The organism is Acidimicrobiales bacterium, from assembly GCA_016716005.1.
GTDB lineage: Bacteria > Actinomycetota > Acidimicrobiia > Acidimicrobiales > JADJXE01 > JADJXE01.
The window spans coordinates 1102652-1126791 of record JADJXE010000001.1 but is presented as its reverse complement, the minus strand read 5'-3'; the positions used below and the strand labels follow the sequence as shown (position 1 = coordinate 1126791).

Genomic DNA, 24140 nt, shown 5'->3' with positions numbered 1-24140 from the left:
GGTCTCGTGCTGCAGGGGATCAGCGTCGTCGAGCTGGCCGTGTGGGTGGCCGGCCCGTCGGCCGGCGGGGTCCTGGCCGACTGGGGTGCCGACGTGGTGAAGGTCGAGCCCCCGGCCGGCGACCCCATGCGGGAGCTGTTCGGGGCGCTCGGTGGGGGCAGCCTGGCTGGGTCCCCGCCCTTCGATCTCGACAACCGGGGCAAGCGGTCGGTGGTCCTCGACCTCGCCGTGCCCGAGGCGCGCCAGGCGCTCGACCGGCTCCTCGGTGGCGCCGACGTGTTCCTCACCAACCTCCGCCCGGCGGCGCTGGAGCGGCTCGGGCTCGGCCCGGAGGCGGTCGGGTCCCGTCACCCCCGGCTGGTCTACGCCGCGGTGAGCGGCTACGGCCCGGCCGGCCCCGACCGGGATCGGGCCGGCTACGACGTGGGGGCGTTCTGGGCGCGCACCGGCATCGCCCGCACCCTCGTCCCCGAGGGCGAGGATCCCCCGGGGATCCGGAGCGGGTTCGGCGACCACGTCACCGGGATCACCACGGTGGCCGGCATCCTCGCCGCGCTGCTCGACCGGACCCGCACCGGCACCGGGCGGGTGGTGGAGACGTCGCTGCTCCGCACCGGGATCTGGTGCCTGGGTTGGGACCTCGGCATCCAGCTCCGCTACGGCAAGCTCGCGCCCACCCTGCCCCGCACCGAGGCCGCGGCGCCGCTGGTCAACTCCTACCGGGCCGGCGACGGCCGGTGGTTCTGGCTGCTGGGCCTGGAGGCCGATCGCCACTGGCCGGGCGTGGTCGCGGCCGTCGACCGGCCCGACCTGGCCGCGGACCCGCGCTTCGCCGACGCCCGGGCCCGCCGCAAGAACGCCCCGGCCCTGATCGCCGAGCTCGACCGCGCCTTCGCCGGGCGGACCAGGGGCGAGTGGGTCGAGCGCTTCGACGCCAACGACGTGTGGTGGGCGCCCGTGCAGACGGCCGAGGAGGTGGTGCGCGACCCCCAGGCGCTGGCCGCCGGTGCGTTCGTCGAGATCCCTCCGGCCGACAGGGACGGGCGAGCGGTGTCGGCGGTGGCCTCGCCGGTCTCGTTCCGGGGCGTCGACACGGGCCCCAGCGGCCCGGTGCCGGCCCTCGGCGCAGCGACCGAGGAGGTGCTGCGGCAGGTCGGGTACGACGACGCGGGCCTGGACGCGCTGCGGCGGTCCGGCGCGCTGGGCTGATCCCGCCGGGCTCAGTCGGGTGGCCAGGGCGGGCGGGGCCCGGCCGGTCCGAACCTCGGGGGGCGCCGCTGGAGCAGGGCGGCCACGCCCTCCCGGTAGTCGGGCTCGGTGACCATGGCGTCGAGCAGCCGCTTCGAGCGCTCGACGGCGGCGCCCACGTCGCCGTGCAGGTCGACGTAGAGCTGGCGCTTGGCCTCGGCCAGCGAGGCCGGCGCCACCTCGGCGGCCATCCGGCGGGCGTACGCCAGGGCGGCGGGCAGCAGCTCGGCCGGCGGCACCACCCGGTTCACCAGGCCCATCGCGGCGGCCTCCTCGGCGAGGACCACCCGGCTCGAGAGCAGCAGGTCGGCGGCGTGCCCGATCCCGACGAGGCGGGGCAGGACCCACGACAGCCCGTACTCGGCGGGGAGGTTCAACCGGCCGGCCGAGGTCGTGAGCTTGGCTCCGGCCGCCGCGAACCGCAGGTCGCAGAAGCAGGCGAGCACGAAGCCCACACCGGCGGCGGGGCCGTTGACCGCCGCGATGACGGGCACCGACAGACCGAAGTGCCAGGCGAAGTCGTGGTCGAACTCGGGGCGGACGCCGTAGCCGGGCCGGGCGGCGTCGTCACCCATGCCCGGGTCGTAGCGGCCGGCCTCGGCGTGCTTCTCGAGCGCGGCCGAGTCGGCCCCGGCGCAGAACCCCCGGCCGGCGCCGGTGACCACCACCACGCGCACGTCGGCGTCGCGGTCGGCCTGGGCCAGGCACCACCGGTACTCGGCGTGCATCCGCCCGGTCCAGGCGTTCAGCCGCTCCGGTCGGTCGAGGGTGACGAGGGCGACGCCCTCGGTGACCTCGTAGCGGACGACCTTGCGCTCCACGGCCCCTCGCGGCTCAGCGGCCGGCCGCGGCCAGGGCGGCCGCCGCCAGCTCGGGACGGCAGATGAGCAGGTCGGGCAGCCACGGGTCGGCCCGGTTGTAGCGCAGCGACGAGCCGTCGAGGCGGCTCACGTGGAGCCCGGCGGCGCGCGCCACCGCGGTCGGGGCGGCCGAGTCCCACTCGTACTGCCCCCCGGCGTGGGCGTACACGTCGACGTCGCCGGTCACGACAGCCATCGCCTTGGCGCCCGCCGAGCCCAGCCGCACCAGGTCGGCACCGAGGGCCTCGGCGATGGCCAGGGCCGCGTACGGCGCCCGGCTGCGGCTCACCACCACCCGGGGGCGCCGGCCGTCGAGGGGCGGGGGAGGTGGCGGCGCGGGTTCGGTGGCGTGGGTGAGGCCCACCGCCGGCAGGGCCACCGCGGCGGCCACGGGCGCGTCGCCCACCACCAGGGCGACGTGCACCGCCCAGTCGATCCGGCCGGGCTCGCCGTACTCGTTGGTGCCATCGAGGGGGTCGATGATCCAGACCCGCTCGTCGGGCGCGCCGCTGCGGTGGCGGTGGGGCGCGCCCTCCTCGGACAGGATCCGGTCCGCCGGCCGGGCGGCCGCCAGCCCGCTGATCAGCAGCTCGTTCGCCCGCCAGTCGCCCTCGTCGCGGACCGCCCAGGGGTGGGCGCCGGCGCCGAGCAGGTCGGCCCGCAGATCCACCAGCAGCCGCCCGGCCTCGTCGGCCAGACGGGCCGCGAGCCGGTGGTCGTCCTCGACCTCGGCAGGCGTCATCCCCCCAGGGTGGCACGGAGACCGCCCCACCCTCGACCGGGCCCCCGCGACGCGGGACCTCGGGCCCTTCCCCGAGGGGCTTGATCGCCGTACGGTCGAGGTGGGCGTCGTGGGACGCCGCCGAGGAGGTGCCTGGCGTGCCTGCCCGTGGCGAGGGTTGGGGGAGGTGGCGCTCGGTCACGCCGCACCGCTTCCGCGATCGGCGGGAGGCGGGCCGGTTCCTGGCCGTCGAGCTGGCCGAGCGGGGCTTCCGCGACCCCGTCGTGCTCGGTCTGCCCCGGGGCGGCGTGGTGGTGGCCGCCGAGGTGGCCGCCGCCCTCCACGCGCCCCTCGACGTGGTGGTGGTGCGGAAGGTGGGCGCCCCGTCGCAGCCCGAGCTGGCGATCGGCGCGGTGGGCGAGGGTGGTGTGGCGGTCTGGAACGACGACCTGGTGCGGGCCCTCCGGCTCGACCCCTCGTCGCTGGATCGGCTCGCCGCCCGCGAGGCGCAGCGCGTGGACGAGCGGGTGCGCCGCTACCGCCCGGCCCGCCCCGGGGTCGAGGTCGCCGGGCACGACGTGGTCGTGGTCGACGACGGCCTGGCCACCGGGGCCACCGCCCGGGCCGCCTGCCAGGTGGTGCGGGCGCGGCACCCGCGTCGGCTGGTGCTGGCCGTGCCGGTCGCGCCGCCCGACACGGCTGCGGCGTTGGCGGCCGACGTCGACCAGCTCGTCTGCCCCGTCCGGCCGGAGGCCTTCAGCGCCGTGGGGCAGTGGTACGACCACTTCGGCCAGACGTCGGACGACGAGGTCGTGTCGCTCCTCGAGGCCGCGCCGGTGCACCTCGTCGCGGTGCAGGGGGCGACGCTCACCGCCGAGCTCGTCGTCCCGGCGGGCGCCGCCGGGCTGGTGGTGTTCGTGCACGGCAGCGGGAGCAGCCGGCGCAGCCCCCGCAACCAGGCGGTGGCGGCCGCGCTGCGCGAGCGGGGGCTCGGGACGCTGCTGTTCGACCTGCTCACGCCGGCCGAAGCCGTCGACCGGGCCAACGTCTTCGACGTCTCGCTCCTGGCCCGGCGGCTCGTCGACGTCGTCAGGTGGGCGGGCACGCGCCACGACGCCGCGGGGCTGCCCGTCGGGCTGTTCGGCGCGAGCACGGGTGCAGCCGCCGCCCTGGTGGCGGCACCGCTCCTGGCGGGGGTGGCCGCGGTGGTCTCGCGCGGAGGCCGTCCCGACCTGGCGGGCGAGGCGCTGGCGGCCGTGCGGCAACCGGTCCTGCTGGTGGTGGGTGGCGCCGACCGTGTGGTGCTCGACCTCAACCGGGCTGCGGCCGAGCGCCTGGGCGGGCCGGTGGAGGTGGCCGTGGTGCCCGGTGCCGGGCACCTCTTCGAGGAGCCCGGGGCGCTCGAGGAGGTGGCCCGCCTCGCGGGCGACTTCCTGGTCGAGCACCTCCGGCCGAGATGACAAGGAGCACGCATGCGAGAGCCCAAGACCTGGACCGTGACGATCACGCTGGTGGAGGACGAGGAGAGCACCGACGCCACCGCGCACCTGCTGGTGGGCGAGACGACCTACGGCGGCTGGGGCCGCGCCCGCCGGAACCCCATCGACCCGGACATGCCGCGGGTCGGTGACGAGCTCGCCGTGGCCCGCTCGCTGAGCGACATGGCCCACAAGCTCCTCGACGACGCCGCCCGCCGGATCGAAGAGGTCGAGGGTCGCCCCGTCCGGCTGCACGAGTAGGGGCCATGCGCGAGAGCGTCCGCCTGGGCCGGGTGTTCGGCATCCCCGTCGGGGTGCACTGGAGCCTCCTCGTGGTCTTCGGCCTGCTCTGGCTGGGCCTGGCGGCGGGCGAGCTCCCGGCCGCGCACCCGGGGGAGCCGGCGGCGCTCTACTGGCTCGCCGGCCTGGTGGCGGTGGTCGCCTTCTTCGCCGGCCTGCTGGCACACGAGCTCGCCCATGCGGTCGTGGCCCGTCGCGAGGGGCTCCCCGTCGAGGGGATCACCCTCTGGCTCCTCGGCGGGGTGTCCCGCTTGGGCGGTGAGCCCGCCACGCCCGCCATCGAGCTGCGCGTGGCGGTCGTGGGCCCGGCCACGAGCATCGGGCTGGCCGCGGCCGGGGGCGTCCTGTGGCTGCTGCTCAGCGCGGTGGAGGCGCCCGGGCTGGTCACCGTCCTGGTCGCGTGGCTCGCCACGATCAACCTGGTGCTGGGCCTGTTCAACCTGCTGCCGGCCCTGCCGCTCGACGGCGGGCGGGTGCTCCGGGCGATCCTCTGGCGGCGGTGGGGCGACCAGCGCCGGGCCACGGCCGCGTCGGCCGGCGCAGGCATCGCGACCGGCGCCGTGCTCATCGGGCTCGGGCTGCTCGGGGTGGCGGCCGGCGTTCTGGTGGGTGGTGTGTGGTTCGTGCTGCTCGGGTGGTTCCTCCTCGACGCGGCCAGGGCCGAGGTGTCGGGCGTGGACGTGCGCCGGCGGTTGGCGGGCGTGCGGGTCGGCGACGTCATGAGCCCCCACCCGGTGGCGGTCCCGGCCTGGGTCACGGTCGACGAGCTGGTCCGCCACCACGTGGCGGAGCATCCCTGGTCGACGTACCCGGTGCGTGACGCCGACGGCTCGGTCGTCGGTCTCGTCACCCGGTCGCAGCTCCAGCAGGTGCCGGGCGACGCCTGGCCGTGCACGCTGGTTCGCAGCGTGGCCCGACCCCTCGGGCAGGTGGCCACGGCCGCGCCGGGCGACGCCCTGCTGGCGGTGCTCCCCGCCCTGGCGACCAGCCCCGATCGGCGTCTGCTCGTGCTCGACCACGGTCACCTGGTCGGGATCGTGACCCCCACCGACGTCAGCCGAGCCCTGGAGCTGGGTGCCCTGACGGGGCCGGGCGGGCGCGCGGACACGGCCGCGTGACCGCCTCGAACCGACGGTTGCCGCGTCAGGCCGCGGCCGTGCCGTACGGCTGGCCGGCCGTCCGGTAGCACTCCGCGTGGTAGTGCTCGACGCGGTCCCACTTCCCGTCGATGTACACGTTGCAGATCACTTGGCGGCGCTTGTCGCGCGCCGAGAACTTCACGGGATCGCCGCACGCGGCGCAGGTCGCCGACGTGCCCGCTTCGACGATGCGTTCGACGGCGCGCGAGCCGAAGGTGGGCTTGCGGACCTTGCGTGTTGCCACGGGTCCAGTATCGGGGCTCGAACGTCGGTTTGTAAGGCAACCCGGCCCGTTTGTGACGGACGACCGAACCGAAAGGGCCGAACGGCACCGGCGCGCGATGGTGCAGGCGCGCGGGGTCAGCGCCGGGTCCGACCCAGCCGCACGGCGTCGCCGACCAGCTCGCGCACGGCCCGCTCGTCGGCCCCCGCGGCCACGAGGGCCTGGATCCGGTCCTCGACCCTCGCCGCGACGAGCTCGCCGTCGTCCTCGGCGTGAGCGGCTCGATCCGCCGGCGGGCGCTCGAAGGCGGCCGGACCGGCCACCGCGGTGACGACCATCAGGCTGATGACCGCGGCCGCGGTGACGAGGCCGAAGGTGGCCACCGCCCCGGTGACGTCGGCGATCGAGGCCACGATCATGCCGACGACGCCCACCGCGCAGACGGTGACCACCACCCACCGGACGACCCGGGCCGTCATGGTCGTGGCCGCCGTCAGCCCCGGGCCAGGGGCTTGTAGCGGATCCGGTGGGGCTGGTCGGCCTCGGCCCCCAGCTCCTTGTGGCGCAGGGCCTCGTACTCGGTGAAGTTGCCCTCGAACCAGCGCACCTGCGAGTCGCCCTCGAACGCCATCACGTGGGTGGCCACGCGGTCGAGGAACCAGCGGTCGTGGCTGATCACGACCGCGCAGCCGGCGAAGGCCTCCAGCGCGTCCTCGAGGGCGCGCAGGGTGTCGACGTCGAGGTCGTTGGTCGGCTCGTCGAGCAGCAGGACGTTGCCGCCGGTGCGCAGCACCTTGGCCAGGTGGACGCGGTTGCGCTCGCCGCCCGACAGCTCCCCGACCTTCTTCTGCTGGTCGGCGCCCTTGAAGTTGAACGAGGCGACGTAGGCCCGGCCGTTGACCACGCGGTTGCCCACCTTGATCTCGTCGGTGCCGCCCGTGATCTCCTCGTAGACGGTCGCCGAGGCGTCGAGGGTGTCGCGGCTCTGGTCGACGCAGGCCAGCTCGACGGTGGGACCGACCCGCAGCTCGCCACCGTCGGGCGGCTCCTGCCCGGTGAGCATCCGGAACAGCGTGGTCTTGCCGGCCCCGTTCGGGCCGATCACCCCCACGATCCCTGCGGGCGGGAGGGAGAACGACAGATCCTCGATCAGCAGCCGGTCGCCGAAGCCCTTCCGGAGGTGCTCGGCCTCGATCACCAGGTCCCCGAGGCGCGGCCCGGCGGCGATCGAGATCTCCAGCCGGTCACCGGGGCCGCGGTCGGCCTGGGCCTCGGCCAGGAGCTTCTCGTACGCGCTCAGCCGGGCCCTGCCCTTGGCCTGGCGGGCCTTGGGCGCCATGCGCACCCACTCGAGCTCGCGCTGGAGGGTGCGCTGCCTCGCCGACGACTGCTTCTCCTCGCGGGCCAGGCGCGCCTGCTTCTGCTCCAGCCACGAGGAGTAGTTGCCCTCGAAGGGGATGCCCCGTCCCCGGTCGAGCTCCAGGATCCAGCCGGCCACGTTGTCGAGGAAGTAGCGGTCGTGGGTGACGGCCACCACGGTCCCGGCGTACTCCTGCAGGAAGCGCTCCAGCCAGGCGACCGACTCGGCATCCAGGTGGTTGGTGGGCTCGTCGAGCAGGAGCAGATCGGGCCGGGCCAGCAGCAGCCGGCACAGGGCCACGCGTCGCCGCTCGCCACCGGACAGCGTCGACACGTCGGCGTCGCCCGGGGGGAGCCGCAGCGCATCCATGGCGATCTCGACGTTGCGCTCGAGGTTCCACGCGTCGGCCGCGTCGATGCGGTCCTCGAGCTCGGCCTGCTCCGCGCCGACCTTCTCGTAGTCGGCGTCGGGCTCGCCCCACGCGGCCAGGACCTGCTGGTAGCGGTCGAGCAGCTGCTGGACGGGGGCGACGCCGTCCATCACGTTGCCGAGCACGTCCTTGGCCGGGTCGAGACGGGGCTCCTGGGGAAGGAAGCCCCGGGTGGACCCGGGTGTGAGCCGCGCCTCGCCCGAGTAGCCGTCGTCCTCGCCGGCCATGATCCGCAGGAGCGACGACTTGCCGGCACCGTTCGCCCCGAGCACCCCGATCTTGGCGCCGGGGAAGAACGACAGGCTGATGTCGGCGAGCACCTGGCGGTCGGGCGGGTGCACCCGGCCGAGCTTGCGCGTGGTGAAGATGAACTGGGGTGCCACGCCCGGGGAGGCTAGGGGCCCGCCATCGCGGCCGCACCCCGGGGTCCGACCCTGCTCGTCGGCGCGGGCTCCCTCCCGACGAGGCATCCGGGTGCGCGCCCGGCATGCTGTGGTCCCGGCGAGACGGGCTCGACGGCGCGGGAGGGACGATGACGGGCGAGGGTGGCGGCAGGTCGAGGCGGGTGCTGGTGTGGGTGCTGGCCGCGGTCGTCGGGGTCGTGGTGCTCGTCGCCGGCGGCACCTGGGTCTACATCAACGTGATCCGCGACGACCCACCGCCGCCGCTGTCGCTCGACGCCGCCACGACCACCAGCACCGCACCGGCGGGGGCGTCGACCACCACCCCGGCCGGCGGGCCCGACGAGGGGGCCGGCCTGGACGGGGTCTGGGACGCCTCCGGCGACTCCGTCGTGGGCTACCGCGTCGACGAGATCCTCTTCGGCCAGAACGCCACGGCCGTCGGGCGCACCAACGCGGTGACGGGGTCGCTCACCCTGGAGGGCGGCCGGGTGACCGAGGCCTCGTTCGAGGTCGACATGGCCACCGTGACCTCCGACGAGAGCCGGCGCGACGACCAGTTCAGGGGGCGGATCATGGACGTCGCCACCCACCCCACGTCGGCCTTCGTGCTCACCGCCCCCATCGACCTGGGCTCGGTCCCCGCCGAGGGCGAGACGGTCTCGGCCGAGGCCACCGGTGACCTCACCCTGCGGGGCACGACCGCCTCGGTGACCTTCCCCGTGGAGGCCCGCCTGCAGGACGGGACGATCCAGGTGAGCGGGACCATCCCCATCGTCTTCGCCGACTGGGGGATCCCCAACCCCAGCGGTGGCCCCGTCACCACCGAGGACAACGGCCAGCTGGAGCTCCTCCTGGTGTTCGTCCAGGGGTGATCGTCTCCCGGGGCCCGCGAGGGGGCCGGCGGTAGGCTTCGACCTCGTGGCCGGCGAGCGGGGCAGCGAGCGAGAGCAGGGGGCCGTCGGGCGGTTCGGGCCGAACGCCTGGCTGGTCGACGAGATGTACGAGCGCTTCCGGGCCGACCCGGGGTCGGTGAGCCAGAGCTGGCGGGACTTCTTCGCCGACTACCGGCCCGACGGCCCGAGGGTGGCGCCGGCGTCCGCCGTGGCCACCCCGCCGGTCGTGGCGGCCACCCCCGAGCCGGCCGCCGTCCCCACCGAGCCGGCCGCCGCCCCCGCCGAGCCGGCGGGGGCGCCGATCCGCGGTGCCGGCGCCCTGATCGTGGCCAACATGGAGGCCAGCCTCGAGGTGCCAACGGCCACCTCGTTCCGGGTCGTGCCGGCCAAGTTGCTCGAGGTCAACCGGGGCGTCATCAACGGCTACCTCGAACGGGTCGGCGGCGGCAAGGTGTCGTTCACGCACCTCATCGGCTACGCCGTCGTGCGCGCGGTCGCCGACGCCGTGCCGGTCATGAGCTCCACCTTCGTGCGCGGCCCGGACGGCGCGCCCCGGGTCGTGCGCCACGAGCACGTGAACCTGGGCCTCGCCGTCGACGTGGAGAAGGCCGACGGCTCCCGCACCCTGCTGGTGCCCGTGATCCGGGCGGCCGACACGCTCGACTTCCGTGGCTTCTACGCCGCCTACGAGGACGTGATCCGCAAGGTGCGGGCCAACCGGCTCAGCGCCGACGACTTCGCGGGCGCCACGATCACGCTCACCAACCCGGGCACCATCGGCACCGTGCAGTCGGTGCCTCGGCTGATGCCGGGCCAGGGCGTGATCGTGGGCGTGGGCGCGATCGACCACCCGGCCGAGTTCCAGGCCGCCGATCCCCACCTCCTGGCCGACCTCGGCGTGTCGAAGGTCGTCACGATCACGTCGACGTACGACCACCGCGTGATCCAGGGCGCCGAATCGGGCCTCTTCCTGAAGCGGGTGCACGAGCTGCTCACCGGAGCCGAGGCCTTCTACGAGGGGGTGTTCCGCTCGGTCGGCGTGCCGTACGAGGCCGTCGAGTGGCGGCGCGACGTCAACCCGGTCGATCACGAGCAGTCGATGCTGGAGAAGCAGATCCGGGTGGGTCAGCTCGTGAACGCTCACCGGGTCCGCGGTCACCTCATCGCCGACCTCGACCCGCTCTCGGGCGGCGAGCCCCACGTGCACCCGGAGCTCGATCCGTCCACCTACGGCCTCACGATCTGGGACCTCGACCGCGAGTTCCTCACCGGTGGTCTCGCCGGGCGGGAGCGGATGAAGCTCGGCGACATGCTGCGCGTGCTGCGCGACGCGTACTGCCGCACGGTGGGCATCGAGTACATGCACATCCAGGAACCCGGGGAGAAGCGCTGGATCCAGGAGCATGTCGAGGGGGTCAGCGTCGAGCTCGGCCCGGACGACAAGCGCCACATCCTCTCGCGGCTCAACGCCGCCGAGGCCTTCGAGCGGTTCCTCGCCACCAAGTATGTCGGGCACAAGCGCTTCGGCCTCGAGGGGGGCGAGAGCGCCATCGCGGTGCTCGACGCCATCCTGTCCGAGGCCGCCGACGAGGCCCTCGACGGCGTCGTGCTGGGCATCGCGCACCGCGGCCGGCTGAACGTGCTGGCCAACATCGTCGGCAAGAGCTACGACCAGATCTTCCGGGAGTTCGAGGGCTTCGTCGACCCCGACTCCACCCAGGGCTCGGGTGACGTGAAGTACCACCTGGGCGCCTCGGGCACGTTCGTGAGCCCGTCCGGGCGCCCCATCCCGGTGGAGCTGGCCGCCAACCCCTCGCACCTCGAGGCCGTCGACCCCGTGGTGGTGGGCATGGCCCGGGCCCGACAGGACCTGATCGACCGCCCCGGATCGTTCTCGGTGCTCCCGGTGCTGGTGCACGGCGACGCCGCCTTCGCCGGCCAGGGCGTGGTGGCCGAGACGCTCAACCTGTCGAAGCTCGCCGGCTACCGCGTCGGCGGCACGGTGCACCTCGTGATCAACAACCAGCTGGGGTTCACCACCCCGCCGCACGAGGCCCGCTCGTCGTACTACTGCACCGACATTGCCAAGATGGTCCAGGCGCCCATCTTCCACGTGAACGGCGACGACCCCGAGGCCTGCGTGCGGGTGGCGCGCCTGGCCTACGCGTACCGGCGGCGCTTCAACAAGGACGTCGTGATCGACATGCTGTGCTACCGCCGGCACGGGCACAACGAGGGCGACGACCCCTCGTACACGCAGCCCGGGATGTACCGGCGGATCGACGAGCGGCGGTCCGTCCGCAAGCGCCACACCGAGGCGCTGGTCCGCCGGGGCGACATCGACCTCGACGAGGCCGAGCGCGCCCTCGACGACTTCCAGGCCCGCCTGCAGGCCGCCCTCGACGAGACCCGCCAGGCCGCGCCGGACGCCGAGGTGATCGCCCTGCCGGCGCCCGAGCCGATCGGCGTGCTCCCCCACGTCGACACCGGCGTCGAGCGGGCCGAGCTCGATCGCGTCTTCGCCGCGCTCAGCACCTACCCCGAGGGCTTCACCGTCCACCCCAAGCTGGCCAAGCAGTTCGAGGCGCGCGCCCAGCTGTACGAGGTGGACGGCGACGTCGACTGGGCGACCGCCGAGGCGCTCGCCTTCGGCACCCTCCTGGTCGAGGGGACCGACATCCGCCTGTCGGGCCAGGACAGCGGTCGGGGCACCTTCTCGCAGCGCCACAGCGTGCTCGTCGACCACGTGAACGAGGCCGAGCTCGTCCCGCTGCAGCGCCTCGAGCCCCGGCGCGGCAAGTTCTGGGTGTACGACTCGCTGCTGTCGGAGTACGCGGCCCTTGGCTTCGAGTACGGCTACTCCGTGGTGCACAAGGACGCCCTGGTGCTGTGGGAGGCGCAGTTCGGCGACTTCGCCAACGGTGCGCAGATCATCATCGACCAGTTCGTGGTGGCCGCCGAGGACAAGTGGGGTCAGACGTCGGGCCTCGTGCTGCTGCTGCCCCACGGCTACGAGGGCCAGGGGCCCGAGCACTCCTCGGCCCGGGTGGAGCGCTTCCTCACCCTGGCCGCCGAGGACAACCTGCAGATCGTGTACCCGACCACAGCCGCGCAGTACTTCCACGCCCTGCGCCGCCAGGTGCACCGCGAGGTCCGCAAGCCGCTGGTGGTCTTCACGCCCAAGTCGCTGCTGCGGGCCAAGGGCGCGCGGTCCCCGGTCGTCTGCCTCGAGCCGGGCACGGCGTTCCAGGAGGTGCTCGACGACCTGGGGGTCGCCGACCGGGGCGCCGTCCGGCAGGTCGTGCTGTGCTCGGGGAAGGTCGGCTACGACGCCATGGCCCGCCGGGACCAGATCGGTGCGCCGGTGGCCGTGGCGCGCGTGGAGCAGCTCTACCCGTGGCCCGGCGACGAGATCGTGCGGTTGCTCGACACCTTCCCGAACGCGGCCGAGGTGGTCTGGCTCCAGGAGGAGCCCGAGAACATGGGGGCGTGGAACTTCGTCCACGGCCGCCTGCACCGGATCCTGCGCGACGGGTTCCACTCGCTGCGCCACGTGAGCCGGGCCGCGTCGGGCAGCCCCGCGACCGGCTCGGGGAGGATCCACGCCCAGGAGCAGGCGCAGCTCCTCGACGACAGCGTCGGCAGGCTGTAGCAGACTCCTCGCACCGTCCTGCCAGCGAGGGAGCACCGATGGACCCGCGAGCCATGGCCACCGCCGAGATCGACGCGTACAACGCCAGGGACGTCGACGCGATGCGCTATGCCGACGACGTGGTGGGCACCTGGCACATGGGCGCCGAGCCGATCGTGTACCGGGGCCGCGTCGAGGTGATCGGCCATTGGCAGCGCGAGTGGCTGGGATGGCCCGACGCCCACGTCACCGTGCACCGGGTGCTCGTCGACGGCGACACCTCGGCGGTCGAGTTCACGTGGTCGGCCACCAACACCGGCCCGCTGTCGCTCGACGCGGGCGTGCAGGTCCCGCCGACGGGTGCGCACGTCGAGATGCGCGGGGTGAGCATCTCCACTGCCCGCGACGGCCGGATCGTGGCCGTCGACAACTACTGGGACGACCTGTCGATCATGGTCCAGATGGGGATCCTCGCCGACCCTCTGGGGGCGATGACCCCGCCGCAGGCCTGACGAGCCGCTACGGCAGGCGGCTGAACCAGACCAGCGAGCCGGCGGCCGCGCCCAGCAGCAGGACCAGCGCAGCGGCGAGGAACCACCCGCTCACGTCGCGCTCCTCGGTGGTGGTGCCGGCGGTGCGGCCCAGGCCCTCGAACACGTCGGTGAGCTGCTCGGCCGACGCCGCCGCCGCGAACGTGCCGTCGGTGGTGCGGGCCACCCCTCGGAGCGCGGCCGTGTCGACGGGCACGGGGACCGTCTGGCCGTCGATCTCGATCGTGCCCCGGTCGGTGCCGAAGGCCACCGTCGAGACCGGCACGCCGGCTTCCTCGGCGGCCCGGGCGGCCTCGGCCTCCGAGCGGCCCGACGTGGTCTCGCCGTCGGAGAGGAGCACGATGCTCCCGGGCGAGGTGTCGCCGTCGGCCACCCCCTCGGTCGCGTCGGCCGAGCCGGACCCTCGGGTGCCGTCGGCGGTGACGGCTTCGGGGAGCACGGCCAGGCTGGCGTAGATCGCCTCGCCGATCGCCGTTCCCGGCCCCAGGCGGAGCCGGTCGATGGCGGCGACGAGGGCGTCGCGGTCGTCGGTGGGCGCCACGCGGACCTGCACGGTCTCGGAGAACGTGACCAGGCTGATCTGCACGCCGTCGGGCACGAGGTCGACGAAGCGGGTGGCGGCGTCCTTGGCCGCGGCCAGCCGGCTGGGGGCGACGTCGGTGGCCTGCATGGAGTTGGACACGTCGAGGGCGAGCACCACCGTCGCCAGCGGCTGGGGGACCTCCTCGGCCCGGACCGGCTTGGCGGTGGCGAGCACGAGGGCCATCACGCCGAGCAGCAGGGCCAGCGCGGGCAGGTGGCGACGCCATCCCGGCCGGTCGGGCGCGACCTTGGCCAGCAGGTCGAGGCCGGTGAAGCGAAGGGTGTAGCGGGGTCGTCGGAGCTGGAGGACCACGTAGGCCACCAGCAGCACGGCCGGCAACAGGAGCAGCCAGAGCCGCAGGCCGTCGAGGAACCGGAGGCCGTTCACCGGGCCACCGCCGACGTGATGGGGGTGGGTGCAGGGCCGGCGGTGCCCCCGGAGCGGGCGGGGGCACCCAGCCGTTGGCGGCGTCGGACGGCGAGGTGGCGGGCCAGGTCGCCGACCCAGTCGCGGTCGGTGCGGAGCTGCACGTGACCGGCGCCGGCGCCACGGAGGGCCGCCGCGACGTCGGCCCGGTGGCGGGCGGCGGCGCGGGCGTAGCCCTCGCGGAGCCCGGCGCGCCCGGTGTCGACGCGGCGCTCGGCCCCGGTCTCGGGGTCGGAGAAGACCACGAAGCCCACGTCGGGGAGCTCGACCTCCCGGGGATCGACCACCTCGACGGCGAGCACGTCGTGGCGGGCTGCGGTGGCGCGCAGCGGGCGGGCCCAGGTGGGGGGGCCCAGGAAGTCGGAGACGACGACCACCAGCCCACGACGCCGGACGAGGCCGGCCAGCGCGGCGAGGCCCGCACCCAGGTCGGTGGGGCCGTCGCCCGTCGGCTCCTGCTGGAGGCGGTGCACCAGCGCGGCCAGCCCGGTGCGGCCGCCCTGGGGTGGCAGCCACTGCCGGCGTTCGCCGGCCACCACCAGGGCACCCGTGCGGTTGGCGCCGCGGGCGGCCAGCAGCCCGATGGTCGCGATGGCGTCGAGGGCCAGCTCGCGCTTGGTGCAGCGCGCCGTGCCGAAGTCCATGCTGGCCGACAGGTCGAGCACCACCAGCACCTGCAGGTCGTGGTCGGCGACCCGTTCGCGGAGGTGCAGGGTCCCGGTGCGAGCGGTCACGGGCCAGTCGATGCGGCGCACGTCGTCACCCGGTTCGTACGGGCGGGCGTCACCGGGCTCCGAGCCTGGCCCCGGCAGGACGCCCTGGTAGTCGCCGTGGAGCAGCCCGTCGATGCGCCGCAGCACGGTGAGCTCCACGCCCCGGAGGCCGTCGACGGGCCTCTGGACGAGGCGCGGGAGGTCGCCGGGCGCGGGCTCGCCGCGGCGGCGCCTCACGGTCGGCCCGGCCACGGGCCGGTGGGCGGGCCGACCGGCGTGGCGATCCCGACCGGTTGGGTGGCGGTGGTGGCCGTGTCGGCCGTGGCGGCCGTGGCGGCCGTGGCGGCCGGCGGGGGCGCGGCCGGCCGGCCCGGGGCGGCGGGCCCGGCCGCGTCCCCGGCCGGCGTGGCCGGTGCGGTGGCGGCCACCGGGACCAGCCGCGGAGCCGGCACGGTGCGCAACAGGTCGACGAGCACGTCGTCCAGCGTGATGCCGTCGGCGAGGGCGGTGAACGACAGCGTCACCCGGTGGTTCAGCACGTCGTAGGCGACGTCGTACACGTCCTGCGGGAGGGCGTGGGCCCGACCCCGGAGCAGGGCCAGGGAGCGCGCCGCGCGCACGAGGCCGATCGACGCCCGGGGGCTGGCGCCGAAGGCCAGGAGCCCGTCGAGGTGCGCCATGCCGTGGGCGGTCGGCTCGCGGGTGGCGAGGACCAGGCGCAGCGCGTAGTCGACCACCGGGCCGTCGATCTGCACGCGCCCGGCCAGGGCCTGGAGGGCGAGCAGGTCGCCCGGGTCGAGCAGGCGGCTCACGGTCGCCGGGCCGGCCCCGTCGCGGCGCACCACCTCGACCTCCTCCGCCGGCGTCGGGTAGTCGACGGGCACGCGCATGAGGAAGCGGTCGCGCTGGGCCTCGGGGAGCGGGTAGACGCCCTCCGACTCGATCGGGTTCTGGGTGGCCAGGACGAAGAACGGCTCGGGCACCCGCATGGTGACGCCGCCGATGCTGACCTGGTGCTCCTGCATGACCTCGAGCAGGGCCGACTGGGCCTTGGCCGGGGCCCGGTTGACCTCGTCGGCCAGCACGACGTTGGCGAACACGGGGCCCCGCTCGACCTCGAACGACTCGGCCGAGGGCTTGTAGATGCGGGTGCCCACGACGTCGGCGGGGAGCAGGTCGGCGGTGAACTGGATCCTCGAGAACGACCCCCCCATCACCTTGGCGAGGGTGGCGAGGGTGAGGGTCTTCCCGAGCCCTGGCACGCCCTCGAGCAGGCAGTGCCCGCCCGCCAGGAGGGTCGTGAGGATGCGCTCGAGCACCCGGTCCTGCCCGACGATCACCCGCCGGATCTCGAAGAGCAGCTGGTCGAGCTGGGCCGTGGCCCGGGTGAGCTCGTCGCGGGTGATGGGCCCCGCGCTCACGAGCGCACCTCCAGCGCCTCGGCCAGCGCCACCAGGTCGTCGGCCGGGGTGCCGGCGGGAGCGGTGATCACGACCACCACGGGCGATCCGCCGTCCTCCACCCAGGCGAGGGTCACGTCGCTGCTCCCGTCGATCAGCACGCCCTCTGCCGTGCGCACCTCGACGGGGTCACCGCGGCCGGCCAGGTCGTCGAAGGCGGCCTCCACGTCGGGGCCCTGCTCGGCCTGGATCGTGACGGTGCCGTCAGGGCCCTCGAGCTCGACGACCTGCTCGACGGTGTCACCCGACGTGCGGATCTGCGACGACACGACCTCGTAGGCCGACGGCAGCCCGTCGGTGCCGAGGAGGCGGTCGGGGGCGGCCGACGGGTCGGACGGCTCGGACGGGTCGGACGGCTCGGACGGATCCGCGGGGGCAGGCTCGTCGAACAGGCCGCCGTCGCCGAGGAGCCAGTCGAACAGCTCGCCCAGCCCGGGCAGGATCTGGTCGAGGTCGCCCAGGTCGGGCAGCTCGGGGAGGAGCTCGTCGAGCCCGCCCAGGCCGCCCGGGTCGTCGGCCGGGTCGTTCCCGATGCCGTTGCGGAGGTCGGTCGCCACCTGCAGGGCGTGGCCGATGGGGATGGCGAAGCCGAGCCCGTCGCTGCCGCCCGACTGGGTGGCGATGGCGGTGTTCAGCCCGATGACCCGCCCGTCGCCGTCGGCGAGCGGACCACCGGAGTTGCCCGGGTTGATCGGGGCGTCGGTCTGCAGGAGGCCCGTCAGGGTGAGGTCGGGCATCTCCAGGGTGCGGTCGAGGCCCGAGATGATGCCGGACGTGACGGTCTGGTCGAAGCCGAGCGGGCTCCCGATGGCCACCGCAACCTCGCCGACCTCCACGTCGTCGTCCCGCCCGAGCTCGGCGGTGACCAGCCCGGGGGTCGCCGGGTCGACGGCGACGACGGCGACGTCCTCGGCGCGGTTCGCACCCGTCACCTCGCCATCGATCTCGGTGCCGTCGGAGAGCCGCACGGTGACGGCGTCCGACCCGCCCACCACGTGGGCGACCGTGAGCACGTAGCCGTCCTCGTACACGAAGCCGGCACCCATGGCGCCCGCGTCGGTCTCGATCTGCACGACGCTCGGGAGGAGAGCGGCCGCAGCCCGGGCCGCCGGCTCCTGGGACGCGGCGGCGGCCGCACCGGCGCCGGCCCCGGCCGTGCCGTCGCCGCCGAAGGGATCGGTGAGCACGAGCAGGCCACCGCCGATCGCGACGACGAGGAGCGCCCCGACGGCGCCGAGCACCAGGCCCCGGCGAGACCGCCGGGGGGGTGCCGGGGGCGAGGGCGGGCCGCCGGCCGCGAGGCCCGGCGGGGGGCCCGGTGGGCGGGGCGGCGCGCCGGGGGGCTGCAGCGGGGGCGGGGCGTCGACGACGGGCGGCGCCACCGGCAGGTCACGGCGGGTGAGGTGGCGGCGATCGGCCAGCTCGGTCGGGTTGCTCACGCGTCCTCCTCGGGTCGGAGCAACCCCGACGGTACGGAGAAGGGGCTAAAGGAGGCCTTTCGGCGGTGTAAGGCTCGGTTAAAGGGCTCAACCGTCGCTGTCGGGGTCGCTCCATGCAACCATGCTGGTTCGCCGGGAGCGGGCCGTGTGGGGCTGCCACCGTGCGGGCAGGTCGGCCCGGCGCCCTGACCGCCATGCCAGACGGGTCTGGACGCCAAGAGGCAAGAGCGCCCGCAGCGTGGCCGCCCGACGGACCGCGTTCCTCGCCGCGAACCACGTCCGCCACGGCGTGTGGGGCGCCACCAGCGAACGCCAACGGCGCCGCATCCGCGCCGCCCGACGCAAAGGCACCGCCGCGTGAGCTGGTGGCGCTTCTCTACCCTGAGTCCAGAGAGGCGGGCACGGACCCAGGGGTGGTCGAGCCTCTCTCCGATCGGATCTGACGCCGCTCGTCGGAATCCCCAGGGGTTGCTCATCGAGATTCCTCCCCCTGGGCGAGCTGGATTCCAGGTGGCGCCTTCTTCGGTGAGCTTGCGGGAGCGGGCTGGGTGGGCGCGCATGCCGCTGACTCGACTCGATCTACTGCCGAGTGGTGACCGATCTCGGCTGTCAGCCGACTGGCAGGCCACATTCGGCGGAGACGTCGCGGAACGCCTGGTCTGACTCGACGGGCATGTCCACGCCGAAGTTGCCCGCCGCGACGAAGTCGCGGAGCACATCCTCGGGCAGGTTCTCGGCGACACAGTCCGCCACTTCGTCGCCGACGTCGGGGGCGAGGTTGGCGACGATCACCCGACGGACGTCGACACAGTCGAAGTACACGTCGACCATCGTGTCGATCTCCTCGTCGGTGAAGGCAGCGCCTTCGATCATGTCCACGTCGTCGGGTGTGAAGCCGAGCTCTTCGATCCGATCCTCGCCGAGACCGTCGACGAAGCCGCCGGCGACACATCGGGCTTCCTCTTCATTGGTGACCCCGCCTCCCTGGAGGAACTTCTCGGTGAGGGCCTGGCCGATCGGCGTCTCGGCAGCGTCGTCGTCCCCCGATGAGCAACCCACCAGCGCGATACCCGTGAGGAGGAGCGCGGCAACACCCATCGCCCTGATGACCGTGTGAGTCGTCATGCTCCCTCTCCCTTCTCTCGTGCGGCTCCCACCATGCGACATTCATCCGCAGCGGCGAAGCACCTCCACCGTCATGATGCGCTGCCAGTTTCGACAGAGCCAGAGCATCAGTCCGTTGCGGGCTCACGGATACGCATTGGCTGGATGTGCACACGATGTGCACAGAACTGGACGACACGGCGCATCACGGGAGCGCACTGCACGGACGGGACGGACGGAACGTCCAGATCAAGTGAAGGCGGATCAGCCAGCCGCCGACACGAGCGCGTCGCGCCAGCGGGCCCACGGGGCGTCGCCACCGAGGAACAGCCTTTCCGCGACGTGCCGCACGACGCCGACGTTCACTGCGTTGCCAAGTTGGGCGGTAGATGGGCTTGTCTGCCACGCCGGAGCGCGGGCCAGGTCGTCGATGTGGACGCCCGCCGCTGAGCTACCGGGGAGCCGCCGGTGTGGGGCTGCCAACCGTGTGGGCAGCTGCGCTCGGCACCCTGAACGGCGTGTCGCAGCAACCCCCCGCAACCGGCAGCAACCGACCTGCGTGATCGCCTCCGACCTGGCCGAGCTGGCCGCCCCCACCGACACCCTCTTGCTGCTGGCCGGCAACCCGCGCCGCGGTGACGTCGACGCGGTCGCCCGGTCGCTGGCCACGTTCGGGCAGCGCAAGCCGATCGTGGCCCGCCGGTCGGACCGCACGGTGATCGCCGGGAACCACACGCTGCTGGCCGCCCGCCAGCTCGGCTGGACGGACACTGCGGCCAGGCGAGGACGATGTGCCCGCGGCGGCGCCTCCGACGAGCGCCACGGGCGACCTGTGGGTGCTGGGGGAGCATCGGGTGCTGTGCGGCGACGCCACCCGGCCCGCGGAGGTGGAGCGGGTGATGGCCGGCGGGCTGGCCGACATGGTGTGGACCGACCCGCCCTACGGGGTGGGCCACGTCGGCAAGACCTGCGACGCGTACCTCCCCTGGGCGACAGCGTCAGGACCCCCGACAGCGTCAGTTGTTCCGGTCAAAGGGCGGGGGGAGGCGCCGGCTTCGGGTCGGTGCCGAGGTCGCCCAGCGGGTCGCTGTGGGGAGGGTCGGCTCCGCTGGCGGGCCCCATCGGCATCCGCTCGCCGGCGGCCGGGAGCCACAGCACCACGTGGGTGCCGACGCCCTCCCGTGAGTGCAGGCGGACCAACCCGCCGTGGCCCTCGGCGACCTGGCGGACGATGGCCAGCCCGAGCCCACCCGGCCGCCCGTCGTGCGGCCGGGTGGTGCCCTGCCAGCCCCGCTCGAACACGTGCGGCTGCGCCTCCGCCGGGATCCCGGGGCCCTCGTCGGCGACGCCCGTCCACACCCAGGCTCCCCGGACCCCGCTCGCGCACCGGACCGTGGAGCCGGACGGGGCGAGGCGGACCGCGTTGGCGACCAGGTTGGCGAGCGCTCGGCGGAGGGCGAGCCGGTCCCCCCGCACCGTGGCCCCGGGCCCGCCCTGCACCTGCTCGACGCTCACCCCCCTGGCCCCGGCCAGCGGGCCGAACTCCTCGACGACGCCGGCCGTGACGGCGTCGATCGCGACCGCCGGCCGGGTGCCCGGCGAGGCCGGGTCGAGCGTGCCCGCCGCCAGCCCGTCGAGGGTGGCCGCCATCCGGCGGGCGGCCCGTTGGGCGGCCTGGGCTGCCTGCCGGGTGGCCGCGGGGTCGTCGCTCGGACCCGACGACGCCACCAGGTCGAGGTTGGTGGTGACGACGGCGAGCGGGTTGCGGAGCTCGTGGGAGGCCTCCTCCACCAGGGCGCGGAACGCCGCCCGCGCCGTCGCGTCCGGATCGACGGGCAGGGCCGGCAGCGCCGCGTCGCGCCGTCGCTCCCACCATCCGGCCAGCAGCCAGCCGGTGGCCGCGCTGGCGGGCAGCAGGGCGGCCAGCGCCCACCACGAGCTGGAGCGGACCCGGGCCAGGGCCCGCTCGTTGGCCCGCCGCTCGAGGGCGGCGAGGACCTGGGTCACGGTCTGGAACGGCAGCACCGCCTGCTCGCCGAGATCCGCCTCGATCTCGCCCACCACGCCGCTCGTGACCGGGGTGCCCTGCAGGGCGCGGGCCGCGGCCAGGTTCACAACGGCCAGGGTCAGGCAGCCGGCCGCCACCAGCCCCGCTGCGATCCAGGCCGCCAGCCGGAGCCGGGTGCTGCTCACGCCGGGTCGGAGAGGCGGTACCCCCGGCCCACCACCGTCTCGATGGGTTGGCGCCGGTCGGGGTCGGCGGCGGCCAGCTTGCGGCGGAGGTTGGACACGGTCACCCGCACCGTGTTGGAGAACGGGTCGACCTCGCCGTCCCACACGTGCTCGAGCAGGCGCTCGGGGGTCAGCACGTCGCCCGAGTGGAGCATGAGGTAGCGGAGCAGCGCGAACTCCTTGGGCGTGAGCCCCAGGGGCCGGTCGTGCCGGCGGGCCTCGAAGCGGGCGGCGTCGAGCTCGAGGGCGCCGACGCGCAGCAGCCCGGAGCCCCGCTGGAGGTCGCGCCGCAGGAGCGCCCGCACCCGGGCGGTGAGCTCCGGGAAGCCGAACGGCTTCACCAGGTAGTCGTCGGCGCCGTCGTCGAGCCCGGCGACGCGGTCGTCGAGCGAGGTGCGGGCCGTGAGCATCAGCACCCTGGTCCTGGTGCCGTCGACCGACCCCGACGCCCGGAGCGAGCGGCACACCTCGCGTCCGTCGCCGTCGGGCAGGTTCAGGTCGAGGCACACGAGGTCGTAGGCGGTCGTGGTGAGCCGCTCCAGGGCCTCGCCCACGGTGCCGGCCAGGTCGACGGCATAGCCCTCGCGGCGCAGGCCGAGGGCGACGGCCCCGGCCAGATCCTCTTCGTCCTCGACGACCAGCAGGCGCATGGCGAGAGCCAGGGTAGGGCGCGTCGGCGCCCCGGCGGGCGCGGTCGGTGTCAGCCGAGCGGGAAGCCGACCACGGCCTCGAGCTCGGCCAGCGCCTGCCCGGGATCGACCACCTTGATGGTGGTCATGCCCATGGCCCGCGCCGGCTTGAGGTTCACCCCCAGGTCGTCGAGGAACACGCACTCCTCCGGCGCCACGGCGAGCAGCTCGCACGCCAGCTCGTAGAAGCGCGGATCCGGCTTGCGCACCCCGACCTGGCTGCTCTCGACGACGGCGTCGAACAGGGCCATGACCTCGGCCATCTCGAGCTCGCGGTCGACGTGGGCGTGGCTGCGGCCGGGCCCCGCCGGCGCGGTCACGAAGTTGTTGGTGAGCAGCCCGGTCCGGAGCCGCTCACCGCAGCGCCGCACCGCCTCGACCATGGCGGGGCGGAGCGAGCCGGAGAGCAGTGCGATCACGCCGCGGGCGTCCAGCTCGCGGCCGGCGGCTCTGGCCTCGTCCTCGAACAGCGCGCAGAAGCGGTCTAGGTCGACCTCGCTGCGCTCCAGCCGGGCCCAGGCGTTGGTGTCGGGGTTGGTGGCGTTGAGGCCCCGGATGAAGCCGTCGGGGAGGCCGTTCGCCTGCTCGTAGCGGGCGAAGGCCTCGAAGGGGCTGGAGAGGATGACCCCGCCGAAGTCGAAGAGGGCCGCCCGGATCATGACGGCGACGCTATCCGAGGAGGTCGCGGGCCACGGCGTCCCACAGCTGGGTGGAGAGCTGCAGCGACTCGACGTCGACCCGCTCGTCGTCGCCGTGGAACATGGTGGCGTAGTCCTCGAAGGTCATCTTGCGGCTGAACAGCCCGTAGCCGTACGAGGTCACCCCGAGCCGCCGGAAGAAGCGGGCGTCGGTGGCGCCGACGGTGAGGAACGGGACGAGGTGGCCGTCGGGGTGGAAGCGGGCGCTGGCGCGCTCGAGGGTGTGCCACAGCGGGGTGTCGATGGGCGAGGCGGTCGACGGGTCGTCGTGGTACCGCGCCAGCTCGACGCTCGCGGCCAGGTCCCCGAGCGCCTCGTCGAGCAGGGCCCGGACGTCGGCCTCGCCCTGCCCCGGGAGCGTGCGGATGTCGACCTCCAGGTCGACGACGTCGGGGATCACGTTGGTCTTGGTTCCGCCGTGCACGACCGTGGGCGCGAACGTGGTGTGGGTGCAGGCGTGGGCGGTGCGGGAGAGCCCGAGCGGCAGGGCCTCGCACAGCTCGACGAACCCCTCGGGGCGGGTCAGGGCCGCAGCCAGCTCGGGGTCCATGTCCATGCCCTCGACGAAGCGCCGCCACGTCTCGTGGATGTCGGTCCGGGGCCGGAACTCGGCCAGGCGCCGCACGACCTCGGCGGCCTTCACCAGCGCGTTGTCGGTGCGGAACGGCTGCGACGCGTGCCCCGGCGTCCCCCGCACCCGCAGGGTGCACCAGAAGCTGCCCTTCTCGGCCACGATCACGGGGAGCCGCATCCCGCCGCCGAGATCGAGGGGGATCCCGCCCGACTCGGTGATCACGTAGTCGGCGCGCACGGCGTCGGCCTCGCGGTCGACGAGGTGCGCGGCGCCGTAGGTGCCGAGGGCCTCCTCGTCGGCGACGGCCAGGTAGATCAGGGTGCCGCGCGGCCGGAAGCCCGACCGGGCGAGTCGCCGCGTGGCGACGGCCATCGACGCCGTGAGGTTGAGCATGTCGACTGCGCCACGCCCCCACACCTCGCCGTCGACGAGCTCGGCGCCGAAGGGGTCGCGGCTCCACCCGTCGGGGTTCACCGGCACGACGTCGGTGTGGCCCATGAGCAGGAGGGTCGGTGCCTCGGGGTCGGAGCCCTCCAGGCGGGCCACCAGGTTGGCGCGGCCGGGCGCGGCCTCGAACCGCTCGAGGTCGAGGCCAGAGCCCTCGAGGTACGTGGCCAGCAGGTCGGCGCTGCGGGACTCGTGGCCGGACCCGACCGACCCGTCGTTGACGCAGGCGTTGCGGATGAGGTGCTGCAGGAGATCGGTGACCTCGTCGCTGGTGTCGGGCACGAGCGGAGCGTAGGGCACGGCACGTGGCGTCCGACCGGCTGCCGAGCCGTCCCCGGCCCTTCCCGCCGTCGGTGGCGACGATCCGGCCGGGTGTCCCGCCGTCGGCGTCGGCCCCGACACCATCGACGGGGTCTGGCCCGACGCCCGGGCGCGCGCCACCGCCTGGTGCGAGGCCTGGGGCACGCTGACCTACCTCATGGACGCTATGGACGCAGACGGCGCCTTCGTCCCCTCTTGACACCGGCCCGACTCCTC

21 protein-coding genes are annotated in these 24140 nt (G+C 74.5%); 7 read left to right on the top strand and 14 right to left on the bottom strand.

The window, feature by feature from the left end:
• Window positions 1–6 precede the first annotated feature (6 nt).
• Window positions 7–1209: a CoA transferase gene (locus IPM45_05445; protein ID MBK9179008.1), complete on the top strand. Its 1203-nt coding sequence runs from the start codon at window positions 7–9 to the stop codon at window positions 1207–1209.
• Window positions 1210–1220: 11 nt separating this feature from the next.
• On the opposite strand, the gene IPM45_05440 is transcribed toward IPM45_05445, so the two are convergent.
• Together IPM45_05440 and IPM45_05435 are read right to left on the bottom strand one after the other, a co-directional pair.
• Window positions 1221–2069 carry an enoyl-CoA hydratase/isomerase family protein gene (locus IPM45_05440; GenBank protein MBK9179007.1) on the bottom strand — a complete coding sequence of 283 codons (849 nt, stop codon included), beginning with the start codon at window positions 2067–2069 and terminating at the stop codon, window positions 1221–1223.
• A gap of 13 nt (window positions 2070–2082) precedes the next feature.
• Window positions 2083–2850, bottom strand: a complete 768-nt coding sequence (locus IPM45_05435; protein MBK9179006.1) for a 3'(2'),5'-bisphosphate nucleotidase CysQ — start codon at window positions 2848–2850, stop codon at window positions 2083–2085.
• Between the two features lie 137 nt (window positions 2851–2987).
• Here IPM45_05435 and IPM45_05430 point away from each other — a divergent pair, with 137 nt between their 5' ends.
• The 3 genes from IPM45_05430 to IPM45_05420 are packed head-to-tail and all read left to right on the top strand — an operon-like array spanning window position 2988 to window position 5725.
• On the top strand, window positions 2988–4289 hold the full coding sequence (locus IPM45_05430; GenBank protein ID MBK9179005.1) for a dienelactone hydrolase family protein: 1302 nt from the start codon (window positions 2988–2990) through the stop codon (window positions 4287–4289).
• A gap of 12 nt (window positions 4290–4301) precedes the next feature.
• A complete protein-coding gene (locus IPM45_05425; protein ID MBK9179004.1) occupies window positions 4302–4568 on the top strand; it encodes a DUF1876 domain-containing protein in 267 nt (88 codons plus the stop codon).
• 5 nt (window positions 4569–4573) lie between these two features.
• A complete protein-coding gene (locus IPM45_05420) occupies window positions 4574–5725 on the top strand; it encodes a site-2 protease family protein (GenBank protein MBK9179003.1) in 1152 nt (383 codons plus the stop codon).
• Between the two features lie 25 nt (window positions 5726–5750).
• Here the strand turns inward: IPM45_05420 and IPM45_05415 are convergent, their stop codons facing one another.
• From IPM45_05415 to ettA, 3 genes are all read right to left on the bottom strand, one after another.
• Complete coding sequence (locus IPM45_05415; protein MBK9179002.1) at window positions 5751–5990, bottom strand: hypothetical protein; 240 nt, start codon at window positions 5988–5990, stop codon at window positions 5751–5753.
• 116 nt (window positions 5991–6106) lie between these two features.
• Complete coding sequence (locus IPM45_05410) at window positions 6107–6448, bottom strand: hypothetical protein (protein MBK9179001.1); 342 nt, start codon at window positions 6446–6448, stop codon at window positions 6107–6109.
• 14 nt (window positions 6449–6462) lie between these two features.
• The gene (gene ettA / locus IPM45_05405) at window positions 6463–8229 is read right to left on the bottom strand and encodes an energy-dependent translational throttle protein EttA (GenBank protein ID MBK9179000.1); all 1767 of its coding nucleotides are present in this window, start codon (window positions 8227–8229) and stop codon (window positions 6463–6465) included.
• A 62-nt stretch (window positions 8230–8291) separates the two neighbouring features.
• Here ettA and IPM45_05400 point away from each other — a divergent pair, with 62 nt between their 5' ends.
• From IPM45_05400 to IPM45_05390, 3 genes are all read left to right on the top strand, one after another.
• Window positions 8292–9035 carry a YceI family protein gene (locus IPM45_05400; GenBank protein MBK9178999.1) on the top strand — a complete coding sequence of 248 codons (744 nt, stop codon included), beginning with the start codon at window positions 8292–8294 and terminating at the stop codon, window positions 9033–9035.
• A 124-nt stretch (window positions 9036–9159) separates the two neighbouring features.
• Window positions 9160–12708 carry a multifunctional oxoglutarate decarboxylase/oxoglutarate dehydrogenase thiamine pyrophosphate-binding subunit/dihydrolipoyllysine-residue succinyltransferase subunit gene (locus tag IPM45_05395; GenBank protein ID MBK9178998.1) on the top strand — a complete coding sequence of 1183 codons (3549 nt, stop codon included), beginning with the start codon at window positions 9160–9162 and terminating at the stop codon, window positions 12706–12708.
• Window positions 12709–12746: 38 nt separating this feature from the next.
• Window positions 12747–13199, top strand: a complete 453-nt coding sequence (locus tag IPM45_05390) for a nuclear transport factor 2 family protein (GenBank protein ID MBK9178997.1) — start codon at window positions 12747–12749, stop codon at window positions 13197–13199.
• Between the two features lie 7 nt (window positions 13200–13206).
• Here the strand turns inward: IPM45_05390 and IPM45_05385 are convergent, their stop codons facing one another.
• From IPM45_05385 to IPM45_05345, 9 genes are all read right to left on the bottom strand, one after another.
• Window positions 13207–14208, bottom strand: a complete 1002-nt coding sequence (locus IPM45_05385; protein ID MBK9178996.1) for a VWA domain-containing protein — start codon at window positions 14206–14208, stop codon at window positions 13207–13209.
• Complete coding sequence (locus IPM45_05380) at window positions 14205–15197, bottom strand: DUF58 domain-containing protein (protein ID MBK9178995.1); 993 nt, start codon at window positions 15195–15197, stop codon at window positions 14205–14207. Before IPM45_05380 ends, IPM45_05385 begins: the two co-directional genes overlap by 4 nt.
• Window positions 15194–16381, bottom strand: coding sequence for a MoxR family ATPase (locus IPM45_05375; protein ID MBK9178994.1), 1188 nt, complete (start codon window positions 16379–16381; stop codon window positions 15194–15196). The genes IPM45_05380 and IPM45_05375 overlap by 4 nt, the downstream gene beginning before the upstream one ends.
• Window positions 16378–17607, bottom strand: coding sequence for a trypsin-like peptidase domain-containing protein (locus IPM45_05370; protein ID MBK9178993.1), 1230 nt, complete (start codon window positions 17605–17607; stop codon window positions 16378–16380). Before IPM45_05370 ends, IPM45_05375 begins: the two co-directional genes overlap by 4 nt.
• 861 nt (window positions 17608–18468) lie before the next feature.
• Entirely contained in the window at window positions 18469–18984 is a 516-nt protein-coding gene (locus IPM45_05365) for a hypothetical protein (protein ID MBK9178992.1), read from the bottom strand.
• A 1008-nt stretch (window positions 18985–19992) separates the two neighbouring features.
• A complete protein-coding gene (locus tag IPM45_05360; GenBank protein MBK9178991.1) occupies window positions 19993–21156 on the bottom strand; it encodes a HAMP domain-containing histidine kinase in 1164 nt (387 codons plus the stop codon).
• On the bottom strand, window positions 21153–21845 hold the full coding sequence (locus IPM45_05355; protein ID MBK9178990.1) for a response regulator transcription factor: 693 nt from the start codon (window positions 21843–21845) through the stop codon (window positions 21153–21155). The genes IPM45_05360 and IPM45_05355 overlap by 4 nt, the downstream gene beginning before the upstream one ends.
• A 50-nt stretch (window positions 21846–21895) precedes the next feature.
• Window positions 21896–22543 (bottom strand): HAD-IA family hydrolase, encoded by a 648-nt coding sequence (locus IPM45_05350; protein MBK9178989.1) that lies wholly within the window; start codon window positions 22541–22543, stop codon window positions 21896–21898.
• Window positions 22544–22553: 10 nt separating this feature from the next.
• On the bottom strand, window positions 22554–24008 hold the full coding sequence (locus IPM45_05345; protein MBK9178988.1) for a M20/M25/M40 family metallo-hydrolase: 1455 nt from the start codon (window positions 24006–24008) through the stop codon (window positions 22554–22556).
• Window positions 24009–24140: the final 132 nt, after the last annotated feature.

Coding starts and splice junctions, on each gene's coding strand:
- IPM45_05345 (MBK9178988.1), bottom strand. CDS start 24,008: ATGGTGTCGGGGCCGACGCCGACGGCGGGACACCCGGCCGGATCGTCG.
- IPM45_05425 (MBK9179004.1), top strand. CDS start 4,302: ATGCGAGAGCCCAAGACCTGGACCGTGACGATCACGCTGGTGGAGGAC.
- IPM45_05395 (MBK9178998.1), top strand. CDS start 9,160: ATGTACGAGCGCTTCCGGGCCGACCCGGGGTCGGTGAGCCAGAGCTGG.
- IPM45_05350 (MBK9178989.1), bottom strand. CDS start 22,543: ATGATCCGGGCGGCCCTCTTCGACTTCGGCGGGGTCATCCTCTCCAGC.
- IPM45_05410 (MBK9179001.1), bottom strand. CDS start 6,448: ATGACGGCCCGGGTCGTCCGGTGGGTGGTGGTCACCGTCTGCGCGGTG.
- ettA (MBK9179000.1), bottom strand. CDS start 8,229: ATGCCTCGTCGGGAGGGAGCCCGCGCCGACGAGCAGGGTCGGACCCCG.
- IPM45_05400 (MBK9178999.1), top strand. CDS start 8,292: ATGACGGGCGAGGGTGGCGGCAGGTCGAGGCGGGTGCTGGTGTGGGTG.
- IPM45_05420 (MBK9179003.1), top strand. CDS start 4,574: ATGCGCGAGAGCGTCCGCCTGGGCCGGGTGTTCGGCATCCCCGTCGGG.
- IPM45_05390 (MBK9178997.1), top strand. CDS start 12,747: ATGGACCCGCGAGCCATGGCCACCGCCGAGATCGACGCGTACAACGCC.
- IPM45_05435 (MBK9179006.1), bottom strand. CDS start 2,850: ATGACGCCTGCCGAGGTCGAGGACGACCACCGGCTCGCGGCCCGTCTG.
- IPM45_05355 (MBK9178990.1), bottom strand. CDS start 21,845: ATGCGCCTGCTGGTCGTCGAGGACGAAGAGGATCTGGCCGGGGCCGTC.
- IPM45_05365 (MBK9178992.1), bottom strand. CDS start 18,984: ATGACGACTCACACGGTCATCAGGGCGATGGGTGTTGCCGCGCTCCTC.